General features: G+C 66.7%; 16 protein-coding genes. 12 read left to right on the plus strand and 4 right to left on the minus strand.

Features of this window, described 5'->3' with window-relative positions; translation table 11 throughout:
* Window positions 1-337: 337 nt before the first annotated feature.
* On the minus strand, window positions 338-670 hold the full coding sequence (locus ACZ75I_RS05690; RefSeq protein WP_472958803.1) for a hypothetical protein: 333 nt from the start codon (window positions 668-670) through the stop codon (window positions 338-340).
* 13 nt (window positions 671-683) lie between these two features.
* The gene (locus tag ACZ75I_RS05695; protein ID WP_111201638.1) at window positions 684-1,319 is read right to left on the minus strand and encodes a GyrI-like domain-containing protein; all 636 of its coding nucleotides are present in this window, start codon (window positions 1,317-1,319) and stop codon (window positions 684-686) included.
* 353 nt (window positions 1,320-1,672) lie between these two features.
* Here ACZ75I_RS05695 and cyoA point away from each other — a divergent pair, with 353 nt between their 5' ends.
* From cyoA to cyoD, 4 genes are read left to right on the plus strand one after another with little or no spacing between them, the layout of a single operon-like run.
* Window positions 1,673-2,713, plus strand: coding sequence for a ubiquinol oxidase subunit II (gene cyoA / locus ACZ75I_RS05700; protein WP_005415723.1), 1,041 nt, complete (start codon window positions 1,673-1,675; stop codon window positions 2,711-2,713).
* 2 nt (window positions 2,714-2,715) lie between these two features.
* Window positions 2,716-4,713, plus strand: coding sequence for a cytochrome o ubiquinol oxidase subunit I (gene cyoB / locus ACZ75I_RS05705; RefSeq protein WP_061479143.1), 1,998 nt, complete (start codon window positions 2,716-2,718; stop codon window positions 4,711-4,713).
* Window positions 4,710-5,348, plus strand: a complete 639-nt coding sequence (gene cyoC / locus ACZ75I_RS05710) for a cytochrome o ubiquinol oxidase subunit III (protein ID WP_134968501.1) — start codon at window positions 4,710-4,712, stop codon at window positions 5,346-5,348. Before cyoB ends, cyoC begins: the two co-directional genes overlap by 4 nt.
* Window positions 5,348-5,689, plus strand: coding sequence for a cytochrome o ubiquinol oxidase subunit IV (cyoD, locus tag ACZ75I_RS05715; RefSeq protein WP_005415725.1), 342 nt, complete (start codon window positions 5,348-5,350; stop codon window positions 5,687-5,689). The genes cyoC and cyoD overlap by 1 nt, the downstream gene beginning before the upstream one ends.
* A gap of 158 nt (window positions 5,690-5,847) precedes the next feature.
* Here the strand turns inward: cyoD and ACZ75I_RS05720 are convergent, their stop codons facing one another.
* A complete protein-coding gene (locus ACZ75I_RS05720; protein WP_472958804.1) occupies window positions 5,848-7,905 on the minus strand; it encodes a putative bifunctional diguanylate cyclase/phosphodiesterase in 2,058 nt (685 codons plus the stop codon).
* Between the two features lie 150 nt (window positions 7,906-8,055).
* Between ACZ75I_RS05720 and radA the strand changes: the two genes are divergently transcribed.
* From radA to ACZ75I_RS05740, 4 genes are all read left to right on the plus strand, one after another.
* Window positions 8,056-9,432 (plus strand): DNA repair protein RadA, encoded by a 1,377-nt coding sequence (gene radA / locus ACZ75I_RS05725; protein ID WP_014646395.1) that lies wholly within the window; start codon window positions 8,056-8,058, stop codon window positions 9,430-9,432.
* A gap of 202 nt (window positions 9,433-9,634) precedes the next feature.
* Window positions 9,635-11,500 (plus strand): ATP-binding protein, encoded by a 1,866-nt coding sequence (locus tag ACZ75I_RS05730; protein ID WP_180869371.1) that lies wholly within the window; start codon window positions 9,635-9,637, stop codon window positions 11,498-11,500.
* A 49-nt stretch (window positions 11,501-11,549) separates the two neighbouring features.
* A complete protein-coding gene (locus ACZ75I_RS05735; protein WP_472958805.1) occupies window positions 11,550-13,856 on the plus strand; it encodes a tetratricopeptide repeat protein in 2,307 nt (768 codons plus the stop codon).
* A 103-nt stretch (window positions 13,857-13,959) separates the two neighbouring features.
* Window positions 13,960-14,424 (plus strand): YqhG/Tai3 family protein, encoded by a 465-nt coding sequence (locus tag ACZ75I_RS05740; RefSeq protein WP_472958806.1) that lies wholly within the window; start codon window positions 13,960-13,962, stop codon window positions 14,422-14,424.
* An 89-nt stretch (window positions 14,425-14,513) separates the two neighbouring features.
* Here the strand turns inward: ACZ75I_RS05740 and ACZ75I_RS05745 are convergent, their stop codons facing one another.
* Window positions 14,514-15,308 carry a cytochrome C assembly family protein gene (locus ACZ75I_RS05745; RefSeq protein ID WP_005415730.1) on the minus strand — a complete coding sequence of 265 codons (795 nt, stop codon included), beginning with the start codon at window positions 15,306-15,308 and terminating at the stop codon, window positions 14,514-14,516.
* Between the two features lie 122 nt (window positions 15,309-15,430).
* On the opposite strand from ACZ75I_RS05745, the gene ffh reads away from it, so the two are divergent.
* The 4 genes from ffh (at window position 15,431) to rpsP (ending at window position 19,187) form a co-directional block, all read left to right on the plus strand.
* Window positions 15,431-16,807, plus strand: coding sequence for a signal recognition particle protein (ffh, locus tag ACZ75I_RS05750; RefSeq protein WP_472958807.1), 1,377 nt, complete (start codon window positions 15,431-15,433; stop codon window positions 16,805-16,807).
* A 146-nt stretch (window positions 16,808-16,953) separates the two neighbouring features.
* On the plus strand, window positions 16,954-18,030 hold the full coding sequence (locus tag ACZ75I_RS05755) for an NAD(P)H-dependent flavin oxidoreductase (protein ID WP_061479149.1): 1,077 nt from the start codon (window positions 16,954-16,956) through the stop codon (window positions 18,028-18,030).
* Window positions 18,027-18,839 (plus strand): aminotransferase class IV family protein, encoded by an 813-nt coding sequence (locus ACZ75I_RS05760; protein ID WP_346476513.1) that lies wholly within the window; start codon window positions 18,027-18,029, stop codon window positions 18,837-18,839. The genes ACZ75I_RS05755 and ACZ75I_RS05760 overlap by 4 nt, the downstream gene beginning before the upstream one ends.
* A gap of 87 nt (window positions 18,840-18,926) precedes the next feature.
* A complete protein-coding gene (gene rpsP / locus ACZ75I_RS05765; protein WP_005415733.1) occupies window positions 18,927-19,187 on the plus strand; it encodes a 30S ribosomal protein S16 in 261 nt (86 codons plus the stop codon).
* Window positions 19,188-19,199: the final 12 nt, after the last annotated feature.

Below are 19,199 nucleotides of genomic sequence, written 5' to 3' on the forward strand. Positions count from 1 at the left end.
AGTCAAAAGCGACCTTGGGTCATCTTCGAGAGCGGATGGTGAACAGGCCGTTAGAGGTGTCTACGGGTGATCTGTGCGATGCGCTTGCCGGCGCGCCGCAAGTATGGGTACTGGACATCCGGCTATCATCCGACCACGAAGTCCAGCTCTACATTGAAGATGGTGAGGTATTTGAGGAGAGTCTGGACAGGATGGTCGGAACCGGAAATATCGCTGGACCGACAGACCCGGGACTGAGATGAAATGTAGGTTCGACTCCTGTTTCCGGCACCAGTTGTAGAAAAGCCCCGGCCTTTGGTCGGGGCTTTTCGTTTGGCCGATTAGCGGCGCGACGCGATCAACGCCGCGTCATACCCACATCCTTCGCCAGCCACCACGCCAGCTGCCGGATGTAGCCACCTGCAGCTCCCGCCAATGCGCCGATCAGCAGGCGTGCGAGCACTCTGATCCCGCGCGCGGCCCGCTCCCGCACCCAAGGCAGTACCGCCACCCCCTGCGCACCCAGCAACAGCATCAGCACGTCCAGCCCCAGCGCATCCACCACCGGTAACAACGGCAGCAGATCCGGATTGCAGGCCAGCACGATCACCAGCGCAGCACCCAGCACGGCCATCAGGCGGCGCCCGGCGGGCAGGGTGTTCCAGTGCAGGAGTCGGTTGATCAGGCGCATGGCATTCCTTGTGTCATCTGCGGGAATCCTCATCAGGCCCGATCGGCCGCACCGGCTGCCGCAGCACGGTCTTCAACCGCGCCGCCTCGGTCCTGCGTGGGTCGCTGAGGTAGATCTCATGATGGGACCCGGCAAAGGTGTATCCCAGTGCGGGCATCACTTCGTCATGCAGCTGCGCCAGGATGGGGCCTTCGTCGTCGTAGGCGCCTACATGCAAGGTCTGCAGGCTGGGGCCCTCGGCAAGGATCTGATGGCGAAGGCTGGGCGGCGCGTCCCGCAGCTTCGTGCGCGCCTTGCCGATCGCGGCCTGCCACAGTGCGGGGCCGATGCCCTCAGGCGTTCGGATCATTACGGTCCAGGCCCACTCATCCTTGCGCCGTGCGACGAAGCTGGCCGGGTCCTCGGCACTCCAAAGCGCCTCCAGCGGTGGCACCACGTAGTCGCGCCCTTCGGCCTTCAGCGCGAACTTCAGTGCATAGCTCACCGAATACAGCCACTGCACGGCCTGCAGGTAGGCGGGGGCCGTGTTCGGGTCGCCGCGACCATCGACCATCACGTAGGGAATGGGCGGTACATCCACGCGTACGAACCTGCCGGCGGGCGGTTGATAGAACGCCCGGTCGCGCTTCTTGAAGTCGATCTTGTCCACGGGCCTTCCTCCTGCGCCGAGCATCCCACGCCAGGCACCCGCCAGCACGCCTGAACAGGTTCAGGTGACTTTGCCGAACGAGGGCGGACTGCCGGCCAGCACCTGATGCCAGGATGCCGCCCGCGGGCGTCCTGCCCGCCGCGCGTGCGCGGTGCGACAACGTGTCGCAGCCAGAATCGGGCCTTTCCTGCGCTCGATCATTGTCAATGCCTTTCTTAAATGGTGGGTGACGGCCTAAAATTGAAAGGCTGACTCGACCCCACCTCCCTGCCTGTCTTCCGGACCGGTGGGACCGGCTTTGGCCGGAACAGGCAGGGACGGGGAACGGCATTCCCTCGCAATTGGATCGACCGATGATTCCGTTGAAAACCCTTGGGCGCTGGTTGCGCCCGGGCCTGCTGCTGTCGTTGCTGGTGATGCTCACCGGCTGCGATGCCGTGGCCATCCTCAGTCCGAAGGGCCAGATCGGCCAGGATGAGAAGACCCTGCTGATCACGGCCACCGTGCTCATGCTGCTGGTCGTCATCCCGGTCATCATCATGACCCTGACGTTCGCGTGGAAGTATCGCGCCTCCAACACCAAGGCCCGTTACGAGCCGAAGTGGTCCCACTCGACGGCGATCGAGGTGGTGGTGTGGTCCATTCCCTGCATGATCGTGCTGGTGCTGGCGGTCCTGACCTGGCGCTCGTCGCACGCACTGGACCCGTACCGTCCGCTGGATTCGGACGTCAAGCCGGTCACCATCGAGGCGATCTCGCTGGACTGGAAGTGGCTGTTCATCTATCCGGAAGAGAAGGTGGCGGTCGTCAACGAAATCAAGTTCCCGGTCAACACGCCGCTGAACTTCAAGATCACGTCCGATTCGGTGATGAATGCATTCTTCATCCCGCACCTGGGCAGCATGATCTACTCGATGGCTGCGATGGAGACCAAGCTCCACCTGATCGCCAACGAGACCGGTGAATTCCCGGGCATGTCCTCGCACTACAGCGGCGCGGGCTTCGCCAAGATGCACTTCACCGCCTACTCGGTCACCGATGCCGAATACCGCCAGTGGCTGGACCAGGTCCGCGCCGGCGAGCAGACCCTGGACAAGGCCTCGTTCAAGGCCCTGGGTGAAGCACGCAACGCCGAGTGGTATCCGGTCACTTACTTCGGCAAGACCGAAGAAGGCCTGTTCGACTGGGTCATCGCCAAGCACATGGGCGACAACAAGCATTACGGCATGAAGCACTCGCATGCCGGTGCCGCCGCTGCCGATGCCGCCACCCATGAAGCGCACGAGGGCCACGCCCCGAGTGACGCGCATGATTCCAAGGAATCGGGTGAAAACCTGGATGCCACCGAACACGAACACGCAGGCCATGCCGGCCACGCGGGTTCGGGAGAATGAACATGTTGGGAAAACTCTCTCTTGAGTCGATCCCCCACGATCCGATCGTGCTGACCACCCTGGTCGGCGCGGTTCTTGGTGGCCTGGGCGTCGTCGCCCTGATCACCAAGTTCAAGCTGTGGGGCTATCTGTGGAAGGAGTGGTTCACTTCGGTGGATCACAAGAAGATCGGCGTGATGTACCTCATCGTCGCCTTCGTCATGCTGCTGCGCGGTTTCTCCGACGCCATCATGATGCGTACCCAGCAGGCCATCGCCGTCGGTGGTTCCGAGGGTTACCTGCCGCCGCACCACTACGACCAGATCTTCACCGCCCACGGCGTGATCATGATCTTCTTCGTGGCGATGCCGCTGATCACCGGCCTGATGAACCTGGCCGTGCCGCTGCAGATCGGTGCGCGCGACGTCGCGTTCCCGTTCGTCAACTCGCTCAGCTTCTGGCTGTTCGTGTCCGGTGCGGTGCTGATCATGCTGTCGCTGTGGATCGGTGAGTTCGCTGCCACCGGCTGGCTGGCGTTCCCGCCGTTGTCGGGCATCGAATACAGTCCAAGCGTCGGCATGGACTATTACATCTGGGGCCTACAGGTGGCGGGTTTGGGTACCACGCTCAGTGGTATCAACTTCTTCATCACCATCCTCAAGATGCGCACCCCGAGCATGAAGCTGATGCAGATGCCGGTGTTCACCTGGACCGCCCTGGTGACCAACGTGCTGATCGTCGCGGCCTTCCCGGTGCTGACCATCACCCTGGTGCTGCTGACCCTGGACCGTTACCTGGGTACGCACTTCTTCACCAATGACGGTGGCGGCAACGCCATGCTGTACATCAACCTGATCTGGATCTGGGGTCACCCGGAGGTGTACATCCTGGTCCTGCCGGCGTTCGGTGTGTTCTCCGAAGTCATCGCGACCTTCTCGCGCAAGGCGCTGTTCGGCTACAAGGGCATGGTCTACGCCACCGCCTGCATCGGCGTGCTGTCGTTCATCGTGTGGCTGCACCACTTCTTCACCATGGGTTCGGGTGCCAACGTCAATGCCTTCTTCGGCATCACGACGATGATCATCTCGATTCCGACCGGCGTGAAGATCTTCAACTGGCTGTTCACCATGTTCCGTGGCCGCGTGCACTTCACCACCCCGGTGCTGTGGACCATCGGCTTCATGGTCACCTTCGTCATCGGCGGCATGACCGGCGTGATGCTGGCGATTCCGGCCATCGACTTCGTGCTGCACAACAGCCTGTTCCTGATCGCCCACTTCCACAACGTCATCATCGGCGGCGTGGTGTTCGGCATGTTCGCCGGCATCACCTACTGGTGGCCGAAGATGTTCGGCTTCCGCCTCAATGAGTTCTGGGGCAAGTGCGCGTTCTGGTGCTGGTTCATCGGCTTCTACGTGACCTTCATGCCGATGTACGTGCTGGGCTTCATGGGCATGACCCGCCGCCTGCAGAGCACCGTGAACCCGGCCTACGAGCCGCTGCTGCTGGTTGCTGCCTGCGGCGCGTTCATCGTCGGCGCCGGCATCCTGTGCCAGATCATCCAGGTGGCCGTGTCGATCCGCGACCGCAAGAAGACCGTCGACCTGACCGGCGACCCGTGGGATGCCCGTACGCTGGAGTGGGAAACCTCCTCGCCGCCGGCCTTCTACAACTTCGCGACGCTGCCGGAAGTCACCGAGCTGGACGATTTCTGGGAGCGCAAGCAGCGGGGTGAAGCCTGGCCGAAGCCGGCCAAGTACACCGACATCCACATGCCGCGCAACACCGGCACGGGCGTTGTCATCGGTGCCTTCAGCCTGGTGTTCGGCTTCGCGATGATCTGGCACATCTGGTGGCTGGCCATCGTCGGCTTCGTCGGCATGATCGCCACGTTCATCTACCGCACCTTCGACCAGGACGTGGACTACTGGGTCCCGGCCGCCGAGGTGGAACGCATCGAGAACGAACACCGCAAGCACCTGGAAGCCCAGGGCCTGGTGAAGTCGGAGCTGAAGGCATGAGCACCAATACCTCGACCCTGAGCCACGGGCACGCCGCGCATGCGGCGGCCCATGGCCATGACGACCACGAGCACCACGATACCGGCGGCAACACCGTCTTCGGTTTCTGGGTGTATCTGATGAGCGACTGCCTCATCTTCGCCTCGCTGTTCGCCACCTACGTGGTGCTGGCAGGCGGTACCGATGGCGGTCCCACCGCGAAGGACCTGTTCGAGCTGCCGTTCGTGGCGTGGGAAACCGCGCTGCTGCTGACCTCGTCGCTGACCTTCGGCCTGGGCATGATTGCCATGCACCGCAGGCAGATGGGCCAGATGTACCTGTGGCTGGGCATCACCTGGCTGCTGGGCTTCGGCTTCATGTGCATGGAAGTGTGGGAGTTCCAGCACCTGATCCATCAGGGCTACGGTCCGGACCGCAGTGCCTTCCTGTCGGCGTTCTTCGCCCTGGTCGGTACCCACGGCCTGCACGTCAGCGCCGGCCTGTTGTGGCTGCTGGTGATGTTCGTGCAGCTGAAGAAGTACGGCCTGACCCCGACCAACAAGACCCGCATGGCGTGCCTGAGCCTGTTCTGGCACTTCCTGGACCTGATCTGGATCGGCGTGTTCTCCGTCGTCTACCTCAATGGAGCGCTGTAATGGCACATGACAACCATGCACACGACCACGGCACCGGCGGCGAAAGCCACGGCAGCGTGAAGTCGTACCTGATCGGCTTCGTGCTGGCGGTGGTGCTGACCGTCATCCCGTTCTGGATGGTGATGTCGGGCGATTTCTCGCGCACCGTCAACGGTGTGGTGATCGCGGTCACCGCGGTGCTGCAGATGCTGGTCCACCTGGTGTTCTTCCTGCACCTGGACCGCTCTTCGGAAAGTCGCTGGAACGTCAACGCTGCGGCCTTCACTGTCGTGGTGATCGGCATCATCGTGATCGGCACCCTGTGGGTCATGCACAACATGAACGTGCACATGATGCACTGACGTCCTCGCGACGTTGCCACGCAGAAAGGCCGCCCTCGGGCGGCCTTTCTGGTTTTCCGTTGTCCGGTAGTGCCGGCCGCTGGCCGGCAATTGCGGGACGCCGGCCAGCGGCCGGCTCTACCCGTGGTTCCACCCCGTGCGTGGAGGAGCCGCGCGCCTCACCCCACCCGGCGCAGGAACTCTTCGGCCTCCATCGGTCGGCCCAGATGGTAGCCCTGCAGCTGGTCGCAGCCGAGCTCGCTCAGGTACTCGCGCTGCGCCTGGGTCTCCACGCCTTCGGCCACCACCTGCAGCTGCAGGGTGCGGCCCAGCGCGATGATCGACGAGACGATGGCGGCGTCCTCGTCATTGCGCTCCAGGTCGTGCACGAACGCACGGTCGATCTTCAGTTCGGTGGCTGGCATCCGCTTGAGGTACAGCAGGCTGGAATAGCCGGTACCGAAATCATCGATGGCGATGTGCACGCCCATTGCGGTCAGGTCGCTGAGGATCGCCAAGCTGGCATCGACGTCCTTCATCGCCGTGGTCTCGGTGATCTCCAGGGTCAGCCGTGCCGGTTCGATCCGGTGCCGCTCCAGCACCTCGCGCACGCTGTCCAGCAGTGCCGGCGAGGCGAACTGCAGCGGCGACAGGTTCACCGCCATGGTCCATTCCGCATGCCCGGCATCGTGCCATGCCCGCAGTTGCGCGCAGGCCTGGTCCAGTACCCAGTCACCGATCGGCAGGATCAGACCGCTGCGTTCGGCGATCGGAATGAACACATCCGGCGCCAGCAGCCCCAGCTCCGGGTGCTGCCAGCGCAGCAGCGCCTCGGCGCCGGTGGCCGGTGCGCCCGCGGCCGGAAATTTGGGCTGGTAATGCAGGATCAGTTCGTTGCGGGCGATGGCCTTGCGCAGGTCCTGCAGCAGGCGCAGTTGGCGATTGGCACTGAGCTGCATCGAGGGCGTGAAGAAGGTATAGCCGTTCCGCCCGGTTTCCTTGGTGTGGTACATCGCCGCATCGGCGTGCGCCATCAGCTCGCGCTCGTTGCTGGCGTCATCCGGGTACAGGGCGATGCCCAGGCTGGCGCTGACCTGCAGTTCGGCCGCATCCAGCGTGAACGGCTCACCGGCGGCGGCAATGATGCGCTCGGCCACCACGACCGCATCGTCGGGAGTATCGATGGCCAGCACGATCACGAACTCGTCGCCGCCGAGACGGGCGAACGTGTCCTGCGGGCGCAGCAGGCCGCCGATGCGCTGCGCCACCGCCACCAGCAGGCGGTCGCCAAGCTGATGGCCATAGGCATCATTGACCGCCTTGAAGCCATCCAGGTCGCAGAACATCACCGCCACCGCATGATTGCGGCGCCGCGCCTTCTCGATAGCCTGCTCGATGCGGTCCTGCAGCAGCATGCGGTTGGGCAGCTGGGTCAACGGGTCGTGCAGGGCCGCCTGGATCAGCTTGTCGTTGGCGTGCGCCAGCGAATCGGCCAGCAGCCCGGTGCGCACGCGCATCTGCCGGTCGAACAGCGAGGCCACCAGGGCGATGCCCAGCGTGGCCACGGTGGTGACGATCACCAGCACCGCCAGCCAGCGCGTGTCGATGCCGCCACTGCCGGCGGCGCCACAGAGGCTGCCTTCGGGGAAGCGCGCCGCCGCCATGCCGGTGTAATGCATGCCGACGATGGCCAGGCCCATCACCAGCGATGCGAGCGCGCGCAGGAGGAGGGTGTGGCGCTGCTCGGCGCGCAGGCGGAAGGCGATCCACAGGGCGGCGCCAGCGGCACCGATGGCCACCGCGATGGAGGCGGCAAACCAGCCCGGGTGGTAGTCGATGCCGGGCTGCATGCGCATCGCTGCCATGCCCAGGTAGTGCATGGCTGCGATGCCTAGGCCCATCAGCACGGCCCCGGCCAGCAGCCGGCGCCACGGCAGGCTGGGGCGCGATACCAGCCACAGCGCATAGGCCGAGGCGCTGATCGAGACCGCCAGCGAGTACAGGGTGATGCCGAGGTCATAGCCCACCGGGATCGGCAGGTCGAAGGCCAGCATGCCGATGAAGTGCATCGACCAGATGCCCAGGCCCATGGCCGCCGCGCCTCCGGCCAGCCACCAGCGCGCCACGCGCCCCTCGGCGGTGGCCAGGCGCCCGGCCATGTCCAGCGCCGTGTACGAAGCAAGAATGGCCACCAGCAGGGAGATGATGACCAGGCTCTGACTGTAACTGCCAGTCATGTTGAATCCAGTGGGGGAGGAAGGGGGCGCCCGCAAGGCGCACGCCCGCGACCCCTATCGGCGCGGGTGGGCAGGACTTGAGCGGTCGCAGCAGCTGCGACCCGGCTCGGCTATCCTGCCACGCCTGTTCCCGTTGCTGGAAATCATCCGATGGCCAAAGCCCGCACCGCCTACGTCTGCAATGAATGCGGCGCCGAATTCAGCAAGTGGCAGGGCCAGTGCACCGAGTGCAACGCCTGGAACTCGTTGTCGGAAATCGTGCTGGAGAGCGCGGCGGCGGCCAAGGCACCGGCGTCGCGCCGGGCAGGCTGGGCCGGCAAGATCGATCCGCCGAAGATCACCGCGCTGAAGGATGTGGAGCAGACCGAGCATCGCCGGGTCTCCACCGGCATCGGCGAGTTCGACCGTGTGCTGGGCGGCGGCCTGGTCGAAGGCGCGGTGGTGCTGGTGGGCGGCGACCCGGGCATCGGCAAGTCGACGCTGCTGCTGCAGGCGGTGGCGAAGATGGCCGCTGAGCTGCCTGTGCTGTACGTCACCGGCGAGGAGTCACTGGCGCAGGTGGCTGGCCGTGCGCATCGCCTGGAGCTGCCGCTGGACGGCGTCAATGCGCTGGCCGAGACCGGGGTCGAGTCGATCCTGCAGCACGCATCCAAGGCCGGCCCGCGGCTGATCGTGGCCGATTCGGTGCAGACCCTGTGGACCGAGAGCCTGACCGCTGCGCCCGGTTCGGTCAGCCAGGTGCGCGAGAGCGCGGCGCGGCTGGTGCGGTTCGCCAAGGAAACCGGCACCGCCGTGTTCCTGGTCGGCCATGTGACCAAGGAAGGCGGCATCGCCGGCCCGCGCGTGCTGGAACACATGGTGGACGCGGTGCTGTACTTCGAGGGCGAGAGCGGCAGCCGCTTCCGCCTGTTGCGCGCGTTCAAGAACCGCTTCGGTGCGGTCAACGAGCTGGGTGTGTTCGCGATGGGCGACAAGGGCCTGAAGGAGGTCTCCAACCCCTCGGCGATCTTCCTGTCCGGCGGTAGCACCCATCAGCCGGGCAGCTGCGTGATGGTCACCCGCGAGGGCACGCGGCCGCTGCTGGTGGAGGTACAGGCGCTGGTCGACGCATCGCCGCTGTCGAACCCGCGCCGTGTCGCGGTCGGCCTGGAGCAGAATCGCCTGGCCATGCTGCTGGCGGTGCTGCATCGCCATGGCGGCGTACTGGTCGGCGACCAGGACGTGTTCGTCAATGTGGTCGGTGGCATCCGCGTCCAGGAGACCGCCGCCGATCTGCCGGTGCTGCTGGCGGTGTTGTCGTCACTGCAGGATCGGCCGCTGGCGGAGAAGACCATCGCCTTCGGCGAGGTGGGCCTGTCCGGCGAGATCCGCCCGGTGCCCAATGGCGAAGACCGCCTGCGCGAGGCCGCCACCCATGGCTTCAAGCGCGCCATCGTGCCCAAGGCCAATGCGCCCAAGGGCGGTTCGGTGAAAGGCATGGAGGTGATCGCGGTGGAACGCCTGTCCGAGGCCATCGACGCGGCGTGATGCCAGCCCTGTAGAGCCGAGCCCACGCTCGGCTGCCTTCTGTGGAGTCGAGCCATGCTCGACTGGTGGTCGAACAGCAGCCGAGCATGGGCTCGGCTCTACAAGTGTCCAATGCAGTAACGGTCAGCTTCACTGTGCTAGTTTTTCCCGCTCGACGAAGACGCCCTCTGGCGTCTTTCCGTGCCCAGGAGTAAACGATTACATGCAGGACACCGCACTCACCGCCCCCAACGCCCCCAACGCCGAGATCCGTCGTGCCGGGGTCGATCTCAATGGACTGATGACGGTGCTGGGCAAGCACCTGTATTCCACCCCGGTGGTGGCGCTGCGTGAGCTGGTACAGAACGCGCATGACTCGATCATCCGCCGCCGCATCGAGCAGCCCGGCGTTGACGTGCCTTCGCGCATTTCGGTGCAGGTTGATGCCGGTGCCGGCGTGCTGCGCATCACTGATACCGGTGCTGGACTGACCCGCCAGGAGATCCACGATTACCTGGCCACCGTCGGCGTCGGCTACACCCGTGGCCTGCGCCAGGGCGGAGAGGACGATGAAGGGCTGATCGGCATGTTCGGCCTCGGCTTCCTGTCGGCCTTCGTGCTGGCGCGCCGGGTCAGCGTGCGCACCACCTCGTACCAGACGCCGGATCTGGGCCATCTGTACGTGTCCAGCAACGCCGAGCAGTACACCGTCAGCGAAGTGCCGGCACGCGCGGTGGGCACCGAGGTGGAGCTGGAGCTGCATCCGGACTTCCTGCCGCTGGCCAACGAGGCGCGCCTGCATGAGGTGCTGGGCCGCTACTGCGCGTTGCTGTCCGAGCCGATCTTCATCGGTGCTGCGGGCGAGGCGCTCAATCCCGAGCCGCCGCCGTGGCGCGGCCAGGGGGAGGTCGCCGTGCATCCGGTGCAGGCCCGCCGGCAGGCGCTGCAGTTCGCCGCGCGGTTCGAGCATGATTTCGAGCCGATTGTCACCGTGCCGTTGCGTGCCGATGGCAACAGCGATGCCACTGGCCTGCTGTGGGTGCAGGACGGCGCCACCTATGGCACCAGCGACAACCGTAACCTGTCGGTGTTCGTGCGTGGGATGCTGCTGGATGACGACGCGCGCGACCTGCTGCCGCCGTGGGCCGGTTTCATCGGCGGGGTGATCGAATCCTCGCGGTTGACGCCCACCGCCAGCCGCGAAGACCTGCAGCGCGATGACCAGTACCGCGCGGTGCAGCATGCACTTCTGGAGGCGCTGATCGACGGCCTGGCCGACGTTGCGAAGCAGCAACCGGAAGCCTGGCGGCGCGTGCTGACCCGCCACAACGAGGCGCTGCTGGGTGCGGCACTGTGCGATGAGCGCCTGTTCGAACTGCTGATGGAGCATGTGCGGGTGCCGACTTCGCAGGGCGACCTGCCGGCCAGTGCGCTGCCCGCGCGCGGTGCCGTGCATGTCATCCTCGACAACGGCGGTGGCTTTGAAGAGATGCTGTTCCGCGCGATGGGCGTACCGGTCGCGCATGGCCATCGCTATGCGGTGGTGCCGTTCCTGCGGCGCTGGGCCCAGGCCAAGGGCCTGCGCCTGGTCGAGCTCGGCACCGAGCAGGGCAACCGCGCACTGTTCCGCAGTGATGACAGCCTCGACGAGGCGCAGCTGGCGTGGCTGCGCGAACAACTGGGCGACGGCGAGCAGCTGCTGCCCGCGCGTTTCAGCCCGGAGGCGCTGCCGGTGGTGGTGGTGCCCGATCGCGAGGCCGAGCTGAAGCAGCGGCTGGAAGACGACGAGAACGACAAGCGCGTCTCGATGGCCGCGCTGCGCCTGGCGCGCCAGTTCACCGCGCGCATCGAATCGCGCGCACCGTCGCGGCTGTATCTCAATCTCGACAACCCGGCGGTGCAGGCACTGCTGCGCGCCCAGCACGAGGGCCACCCACAGGCTGAGGCTGCGGCGCGCCTGCTGCGCTCGCTGAAAATCATCGTCGCCGCGCAGGGCCGCCCGCTGGCACGCACGAACGCTACGCCCGGCCCGGACCTCAACGGCGCCTTCACCGACATCGCCGGCGCCCTGCAGCAGATGCTGCGCTGAGCACCGCACCTTCTCATCCAGCCTTCGCTAGACAGGAGCAATTACCCCCATGGACATCTGGAACTGGGTCGAAAAGCTGCAGGGTGACCTGCGCCAGGCCGGCCAGGCGCAGAACGCGCACCTGCTGAACCGTCTCGCCGACGAGGTCAGTGAACTGCAGATCGACCGCGTCGATGCGCTGCTGCCCGAAGCACGCGCCCTGGGCAAGGCGCTGGACAACCCGTGGGTTGACGTCTACGTCGGCCACTGGGCGCTGCGCAACCGCGTCGGCAACCGCGTGGAAGGCGAGAGCGCACTCGGCGAAGCCGTAGCGCTGTTCGAGCGCGCGCACCGCGAGGACACCCTGGAATGCCCGCAGTCGATCTGCGTGACCCAGGACCTGGCCGCCTGCTACGGCAACATCGACGGCCCGGGCTGGGTGCCCGAGCGCATCGAGGTCTGCGACGAAACCCTTGGCCGCATCGATCCGAGCTGGGCCTGTTTCCAGTGCCTGAGCTGCGAGAAGGCCGATGCGCTGCTCGATGATGGCCGTGGCCAGGCGGCGCTGGATTACCTGCAGGTGCAGGCCGATGCCGTGGAAGCCTGTGGCAAGGAAGTGTTCGACAGCTTCCCGGAGATGCAGATCAAGATCCTGCTGGGCATGGGCCGTGCCGATGAGGCACTGGCGCTGATCGAGAAACGGGAGGCCGAAGTTGCTGCGTCCGGAGAGTACGAGCCGGCCAACTGCACGGTGCCGCGCCGCCTGTCCAAGGCCTGGGCGCTGGCCCAGCTGGGCCGCGACGAAGAGGCGCTGCAGCAGCTGGTGCCGTGGAGCGAACTGACCCCGAACTACTGGCGGCTGTGGGCAAACACCGCGGCAGCGCTGTGCCAGCGGGATCCTGCGCGCAACAGCTGGGACCTGGGCACGCGCTTCAACACCATCATCGAGCACTTCGCCCGGGTTGGTTCGCATCGCCTGCTGATCGAAGTGGCGGCGCTGAGCCTGGAGCTGGCGCTGCAGCGTGGCGCGCGCTGGGTCGCACTGCGGCAGCTGGAACTGGCCCGCACCCATCTGGCGCAGCTGCGCCAGGATCGGGGTGCTGCGGCGCTGGTGGCCGGCCTGGCCGCGCGCATCGAGGCATTGCCGGACGTCGCGCCGCTGCCGGTGCCGGCGGGCGAGCTGCTGGCATGGCTGGACGCGCAGGGCGAACAGAACCAGTCGCGCGATCCCGAGCGCGAAGCGCAGTGGTTGCTGCAGGCGCATGCCGAGCTGCCAGATGACGAGGCGCTGGCCGACATGGCCGCCTCGGCACTGAATGCCTGCGGCGCGCAGGCCGAGGCGCGGTCGCTGCTGTGGCGGTTCGTACGCGGCCATGTGCAGCACGATGGCCCCGTGGCCTACACGTTGATGCGCTGGCTGGCCGAACAGGGCGACGACGACGGACTGCGCCAGCTGGCCGATCTGTATCGCGGCAGCGTGCCCGTGTTCGCGCACTGGTGCGAGGTGCAGCGTGCACGCCGCGTGTCCGACTGGCCGGCGCTGGAGCAGGCGGCCCGATCGCTTCTGGAGCTGTCTCCGGGCTCGCACGGCGCGCGCGGCACGCTGGCGCGCATGTACATGGAAACCGGCCGTTTCAGCGAGGCCCAGGCCTGTTATGCACAGCTGGTGGAGCTGCTGGACGAGCCCAATGCCGCGCATTGGGACCACATGAGCGCAGCCAGCGCCGCGCGCGACTGGGACGCCGTGCGCCGCTCGGCGTCGGCGCTTGGCATGGAATTGTCCAGCCAGGACGGCGTGGTAGAGGAGCCGTGGGGCTGGGTGATCATCCGCAGCGAAGAAAACGGCGAGCCGATGGAGTACTACGCCCGTCGCAGCGGTCCGGTGACCGCGCGCATCGTCGAGAACGCGCCGTCCAACCGCGCCCAGCAGGTGGGCGACTGGGTGGTGTTCGATGCCGCGCTGGTGCATCCGGCACCCGAGGAGGAGGAAGCACGCGAGCATTTCATCCCGACCTATGCGCAGGTGCATGTGCTGGAGCGCGGCGGCTTCGCCCGCAGCTGGATGATCGATGGCGCGCACCCGGGCGAGGAGGCCTGGAATGCCTTCGTCGAGGCGGCCGAAGCACAGGGTTGGAGAGTGTGGTCACACAGCCGGCCGGACTACACCGTCACCGACCCCGATGTGGAAGAGGGGACGCTGCCCGGCCTGCTGTTCACCGTGGCCCAGCCGCAGGACCACGCACCGCTGGCACTGCACCGCTTCCTGCAGCAGCACACCGCGACGTGGCCGCATCCGCATTGCTGGTTGCGCCTGGCTGAAGCCTGTGACCAGGATCGCCAGCCGCATCTGGACGTGATCGAGCGTTACGGGTTGTAGGCCCCAGGCTCGTGTAGAGCCGAGCCTGCGCTCGGCTCATGCGGATAATCAGCCGAGCATGGGCTCGGCTCTACAACGAATCATCATCACCAAGGAACGCGATATGCGCGGGACAAGGATGTTCGTGATCGCCGGGGTGCTGCTGGCCCCTACCGCACAGGCTGCACCCGCATGCCAGGAGCCTGCGGCTGTCGCCCGCGCTTTCTACGAGGCGACGACCGGCAACGGTGACCTGCTGGAGCCGCCGGCCGCGCTGGTCAGCCCTGCCTTCGGCAAGGCACTGCGTGGAGAGCGCGCCTGCCAGCAGCGCGAAGAGGGCATCTGCACGATCGATTCGGATCCGTGGCTGGATGCGCAGGACGGTGACATCGAAACCCCGGTGCGCTACAGCTGGAAGGAGGCTTCGGCCTCCGCCGGCCAGGTCGAGATGCGCTATTCGGTGTGGAAGAAGGCCTACCTGACCCGCCTGCCGATGGTGCGCCACGGGCAGGGGTGCTGGCAGGTTGATGACATCGTCACCAACAGTGGTCGTTCGGTGCGGAAAATCCTGGCCCAGCCGCTGCCTTGACCGCCCACGGCATCCACGCATGGTGCGGTCCAGCGGCCGGCACTACCCGGTGATGCTGGGGTGGGTGCCGACCGTTGGTCGGCACGCCTTTATCGCGAATGCCCGAACACCAGTTCGATCACGAACTGGCTGCCGAAGAAGGCCAGCAGCAGCAACAGCATCGCTGCCAGCGTCCAGTGCACCGCCTTCATGCCGCGCCAGCCGTAGCGCCGGCGGCCGATCAGCAGCACGCCGAACACGATCCACGACAGCACGCTCAGCACGGTCTTGTGCACCAGCTTCTGCGCCAGCAGGTCGTCGACGAACAGCACCCCGGTGACCAGGGTCAGGGTCAGCAGCGCGAAGCCGACGGTGATCACCCGGAACAGCAGTGATTCCAGGTCGGCCAGCGGCGGCAGTGCCCGCAGCCAAGGCCGGAACTCGCGGCGGCGCAGCGCGCGTTCCTGCAGCCACAGCATGATCGCCAGCAACGCGGCGATGCTCAGCGTGGCGTAGGCCAGCAGGGCCAGCCAGGCGTGGCTGGCCAGGCGCCAGCCCAGTACCTTGCTCGGTTCGTGGCCGTAACCGTGGTAGGCCAGCAGCAGCACGGCGGCCAGCGGGAACACCACCACGCCCAGCGCCGACATCCGCCCGCGCGCGCCGACCAGCGACGTCAGCCAGGCCATGCCCAGGCCGACCAGCGACAGTGCGGCGAAGAAGTGCATGTCCGGCCCGCCGTTGGTGCGCATCGCCACCATCACGTGGTAGCCGCCGTGCAGCAGCATGGCGGGCAGGGCCGGCCACAGCCAGATGGGGGAGCCGGTCGTCTCATCGCGGCCAAGCGCGCGCACCAGCAGGGCACTGGCAGCCAGGTAGAGCAGGACGGCGATGAGAACGATTGTCATCGTTGCAGTTTCGCATACCCCCGTGATGCTGGCGACGGCCCCGTGGCCGCAGTCCGGGGAGACAGCCGGACCCGTTATACTGTCTGCCTTATTGTCCCCCGCTTTCAGACAGGTTGCGCCGCATGTTCGAGTCCCTGACCCAGCGCCTTTCCGGCACCATCGAGCGCCTGCGTGGCCGTGGCCGCCTGACCGAGGAGAACATCCGCGAGGCGACCCGCGAAGTGCGCATCGCGCTGCTCGAGGCCGACGTTGCGCTGCCGGTGGTGCAGGCCCTGATCGAGCGCATCAAGGTGCGCGCGGTCGGCCAGGAAGTGCTGAAGTCGCTGACCCCGGGCCAGGCGCTGATCAAGATCGTGCGCGACGAGCTGACTGCGGTGATGGGCGCCGAAGCCAGCGACCTGAACCTCAACGTGCCCGCCCCGGCCATCATCCTGATGGCGGGCCTGCAGGGCGCCGGCAAGACCACCACCGTGGGCAAGCTGGCCAAGCACCTGAAGGAAAAGCGCAAGAAGAAGGTGATGGTGGTCTCGGCCGACGTCTACCGTCCGGCCGCGATCGAACAGCTGAAGACCCTGGCCGAGCAGGTCGGCGTGCTGTTCTTCCCGTCCAGTGCCGACCAGAAGCCGGAAGCCATCGTCCGCGCCGCCATCGACGATGCACGCAAGTCGTTCGTCGACGTGCTGCTGGTCGATACCGCCGGCCGCCTGGCCATCGACGAAGCGATGATGGCCGAGATCAAGGCCCTGCACGCTGCGGTGAATCCGGCCGAAACGCTGTTCGTGGTCGATGCCATGACCGGCCAGGACGCGGCCAATACCGCCAAGGCCTTCGGCGATGCCCTGCCGCTGACCGGCGTGGTGCTGACCAAGACCGACGGTGACGCCCGCGGCGGCGCCGCGCTGAGCGTGCGCTACATCACCGGCAAGCCGATCAAGTTCGTCGGTGTCAGTGAAAAGCCGGAAGGCCTGGACGTGTTCCACCCGGACCGTATCGCCAGCCGCATCCTCGACATGGGCGACGTGCTGTCGCTGGTCGAGCAGGTCGAGCAGCAGGTCGACAAGGACAAGGCCGCCAAGCTGGCCGAGAAGGTCGCCAAGGGCAAGAAATTCGACTTGAACGACATGCGTGACCAGCTGGAGCAGATGCAGAACATGGGCGGCATCGGCGGCCTGATGGACAAGCTGCCGGGCCTGGGCAACATCCCCGACCATCTGAAGCAGCAGGTCAGCCAGGGCAAGGAAGTGCCGCGCATGATCGCCATCATCGGCTCGATGACCAAGAAGGAACGGCGCAATCCGAACCTGCTCAACGGCTCGCGCCGCGCGCGCATCGCCAAGGGCTCGGGCGTGACGCCGGCCGACGTCAACAAGCTGATGAAGCAGTACATGCAGATGGAAAAGATGATGAGCAAGATGGCCGGCGGTGGCATGAAGGGCATGTTGCGCAGCATGAAGGGCATGATGGGCGCCATGGGCGGCCGCGGCATGCCGTTCCGTTGATGACGGCCCCCTCCGCAATCTGATGTAGCGCCCGGGCCCACGCTCGGGCGGCGGCGCAAGCGCCGCAGCAGGCCGTCGGGCAGCAGGCTCGACTCTTCCCCTGTCCTGCGCGCACCATGGGGGCCTGTCCGAAACGATGGGCCGTCATGCAGAGTTCCGCTGTAGCTTCCCGCGCCGAGGCGTTCTGCCGGCGCTTTGGCGTTTCCGTTCCGATCCTGCTGGCACCGATGGCCGGTGCCTGCCCGGTACCGTTGTCGGCTGCGCTGGCCAACGCCGGCAGCATGGGCGCAATGGGCGCGGTGTTGTCCTCTTCGGCCGATATCGGTCGCTGGATGGATGACTTCCGCGCAGCCTCCAGCGGTCCGGCGCAGGTGAACCTGTGGATGCCGGACCCTGTACCTGCCCGTGACGTTGCCGCCGAGGCCGCCAGCCGCGCCTTCCTCGCGCAATGGGGCCCGGAGGTGCCCGCCAGTGCCGCCGACGCCACGCCGGCCGACTTCGAAGAACAGTTCGCCGCACTGCTGGCGGCGCGTCCTGCGGTGGCCTCGACCATCATGGGCGTGCTGTTGCCGCGCCACGTGCAGCAGTTGAAGGACGCCGGCATCGCCTGGATCGCCTGTGCCACCACCTTGTCCGAAGCGCGCGCGGCACAGGACGCCGGTGCCGATGCGGTGGTGGCGCAGGGCGCGGAGGCCGGCGGCCATCGTGGTTCCTTTGATCCGGCGATGGCCGAGCGCCAGCTGGTGGGACTGTTTGCGCTGCTGCCGCGCCTGGCCGATCAGCTGCAGATTCCGGTGATTGCCGCCGGCGGCATCGCCGATGGCCGTGGCATCGCTGCCGCACTCACCTTGGGCGCCAGTGCGGTGCAGATCGGCACCGCCTTCCTGCGCACGCCGGAAGCGGCGATTGCTTCGGCGTGGGCCGATGGGCTGGCCGCCAGCGAACCGGAAGACACCTGGCCGACCCGCGCCTTCAGTGGTCGCCTGGGCCGTGGCCTGGCGACGCCCTATGTGCGCGCCGCTGCCGCAGAAGGCGCCCCCGCGCCGCGTCCATACCCGGTGCAGCGCGGCCTGACCGCCCCGATGCGCAGGCAGGCGGCACAGGAGAATCGTCTGGCGGCGATGCAGGCCTGGGCCGGGCAGTCGGCGTGGATGGCGCCGGCGCAGCCGGCCGCCGACGTGCTGCGCGGCATGTGGGAACAGGCGCAGGCACTGCTGCCATGATGGTGAGCTGCAACGGCCGGGCGGCGCAGGTGGAGGATCTCCTGCCGGCGCTGGTGAATTACGGCCACTTCACCTCGCTGCAGGTGCGTGGTGGTGCAGTGCAGGGGCTGGACCTGCATCTGGCGCGGCTGTCACAGGCTACGCGCGAACTGTTCGGCAGCGAACTGGACACGGTGCAGGTACAGGCATGGATGGCGCAGGCATTGCAGCAGTCAGGGCAGGCCGATGCCTCGCTGCGGGTGACGGTGTACTCGCGCCGCTTCGATTTCCGCAATCCGCTGGCGGCGGTGCCGGTGGACGTGCTGGTGGCGGTGTCAGCGCCGGTGACGCTGACCGTCGCCAAGCGCGTGCGCAGCGTGGCCTGGCAGCGTGAACTGCCGCAGATCAAGCACGTCGGCACGTTTGGTTTGTTCGCCGAACGCCGCGCGGCGCTGGCGGCCGGATTCGACGATGCGCTGTTCGTGACCGCCGATGGCGAAGTGAGTGAAGGCAGTACCTGGAACCTGGCCGTGCACGATGGTGAACGGCTGCTCTGGCCGCAGGCGCCGGCCCTGCGCGGTACGGCTGAGGCGCTGCTGAAGCAGCATTGGCCGGGACCTCAGGTCACTCAGCCGCTGCCGCTGGCCGATCTGGCCGGCGTGAAGGCGGCTTTTGCCTGCAACGCCAGCGGCCTGTGGGCGCTGGAGGCCATTGACGGGCATGTCCTGCCCGGCTCGCAGGCGCTGGCTGAACAGGGCAGGGTGATGCTGGCGGCGGTGGCCTGGCAGGGATTGGGGTCAGCCCCCTTTTGCGGCACAAAAGCGATCTGACCCCCCGGGGTTGGCCCGGCCGCGATCTGCCGCTATAATCGCCAGCTTACCTCGCCATCCTGGCGACTGGGCAATAGGAAAAACACCATGGTCAAGATCCGACTGACCCGCGGCGGCGCCAAGAAGCGTCCGTTCTACCACATCATCGTCACCGACGTGCGCAGCGCGCGCGACGGCCGCAACATCGAGCGCGTTGGCTTCTACAACCCGGTCGCCCAGGGCGCCGAGAAGCGCATCGAGCTGGACCTGGCCCGCGTTGACCATTGGGTCAAGAACGGCGCCCAGCCGACCGACAAGGTCCGCAACCTGATCAAGGAAGCGACCAAGTCCCAGGCCGCTGCGGCCTGATCCTGACGGGCC

Source organism: Stenotrophomonas sp. X (genome assembly GCF_055721025.1).

What these genes read in the sequence shown, in the direction of transcription:
- ACZ75I_RS05755 (WP_061479149.1), top strand. Translation starts at nt 16,954, where the DNA reads ATGCAGAGTTCCGCTGTAGCTTCCCGCGCCGAGGCGTTCTGCCGGCGC.
- cyoB (WP_061479143.1), top strand. Translation starts at nt 2,716, where the DNA reads ATGTTGGGAAAACTCTCTCTTGAGTCGATCCCCCACGATCCGATCGTG.
- ACZ75I_RS05720 (WP_472958804.1), bottom strand. Translation starts at nt 7,905, where the DNA reads ATGACTGGCAGTTACAGTCAGAGCCTGGTCATCATCTCCCTGCTGGTG.
- ACZ75I_RS05745 (WP_005415730.1), bottom strand. Translation starts at nt 15,308, where the DNA reads ATGACAATCGTTCTCATCGCCGTCCTGCTCTACCTGGCTGCCAGTGCC.
- cyoD (WP_005415725.1), top strand. Translation starts at nt 5,348, where the DNA reads ATGGCACATGACAACCATGCACACGACCACGGCACCGGCGGCGAAAGC.
- ACZ75I_RS05760 (WP_346476513.1), top strand. Translation starts at nt 18,027, where the DNA reads ATGATGGTGAGCTGCAACGGCCGGGCGGCGCAGGTGGAGGATCTCCTG.
- ACZ75I_RS05735 (WP_472958805.1), top strand. Translation starts at nt 11,550, where the DNA reads ATGGACATCTGGAACTGGGTCGAAAAGCTGCAGGGTGACCTGCGCCAG.
- cyoC (WP_134968501.1), top strand. Translation starts at nt 4,710, where the DNA reads ATGAGCACCAATACCTCGACCCTGAGCCACGGGCACGCCGCGCATGCG.
- rpsP (WP_005415733.1), top strand. Translation starts at nt 18,927, where the DNA reads ATGGTCAAGATCCGACTGACCCGCGGCGGCGCCAAGAAGCGTCCGTTC.
- ffh (WP_472958807.1), top strand. Translation starts at nt 15,431, where the DNA reads ATGTTCGAGTCCCTGACCCAGCGCCTTTCCGGCACCATCGAGCGCCTG.
- ACZ75I_RS05740 (WP_472958806.1), top strand. Translation starts at nt 13,960, where the DNA reads ATGCGCGGGACAAGGATGTTCGTGATCGCCGGGGTGCTGCTGGCCCCT.
- cyoA (WP_005415723.1), top strand. Translation starts at nt 1,673, where the DNA reads ATGATTCCGTTGAAAACCCTTGGGCGCTGGTTGCGCCCGGGCCTGCTG.
- ACZ75I_RS05730 (WP_180869371.1), top strand. Translation starts at nt 9,635, where the DNA reads ATGCAGGACACCGCACTCACCGCCCCCAACGCCCCCAACGCCGAGATC.
- radA (WP_014646395.1), top strand. Translation starts at nt 8,056, where the DNA reads ATGGCCAAAGCCCGCACCGCCTACGTCTGCAATGAATGCGGCGCCGAA.
- ACZ75I_RS05690 (WP_472958803.1), bottom strand. Translation starts at nt 670, where the DNA reads ATGCGCCTGATCAACCGACTCCTGCACTGGAACACCCTGCCCGCCGGG.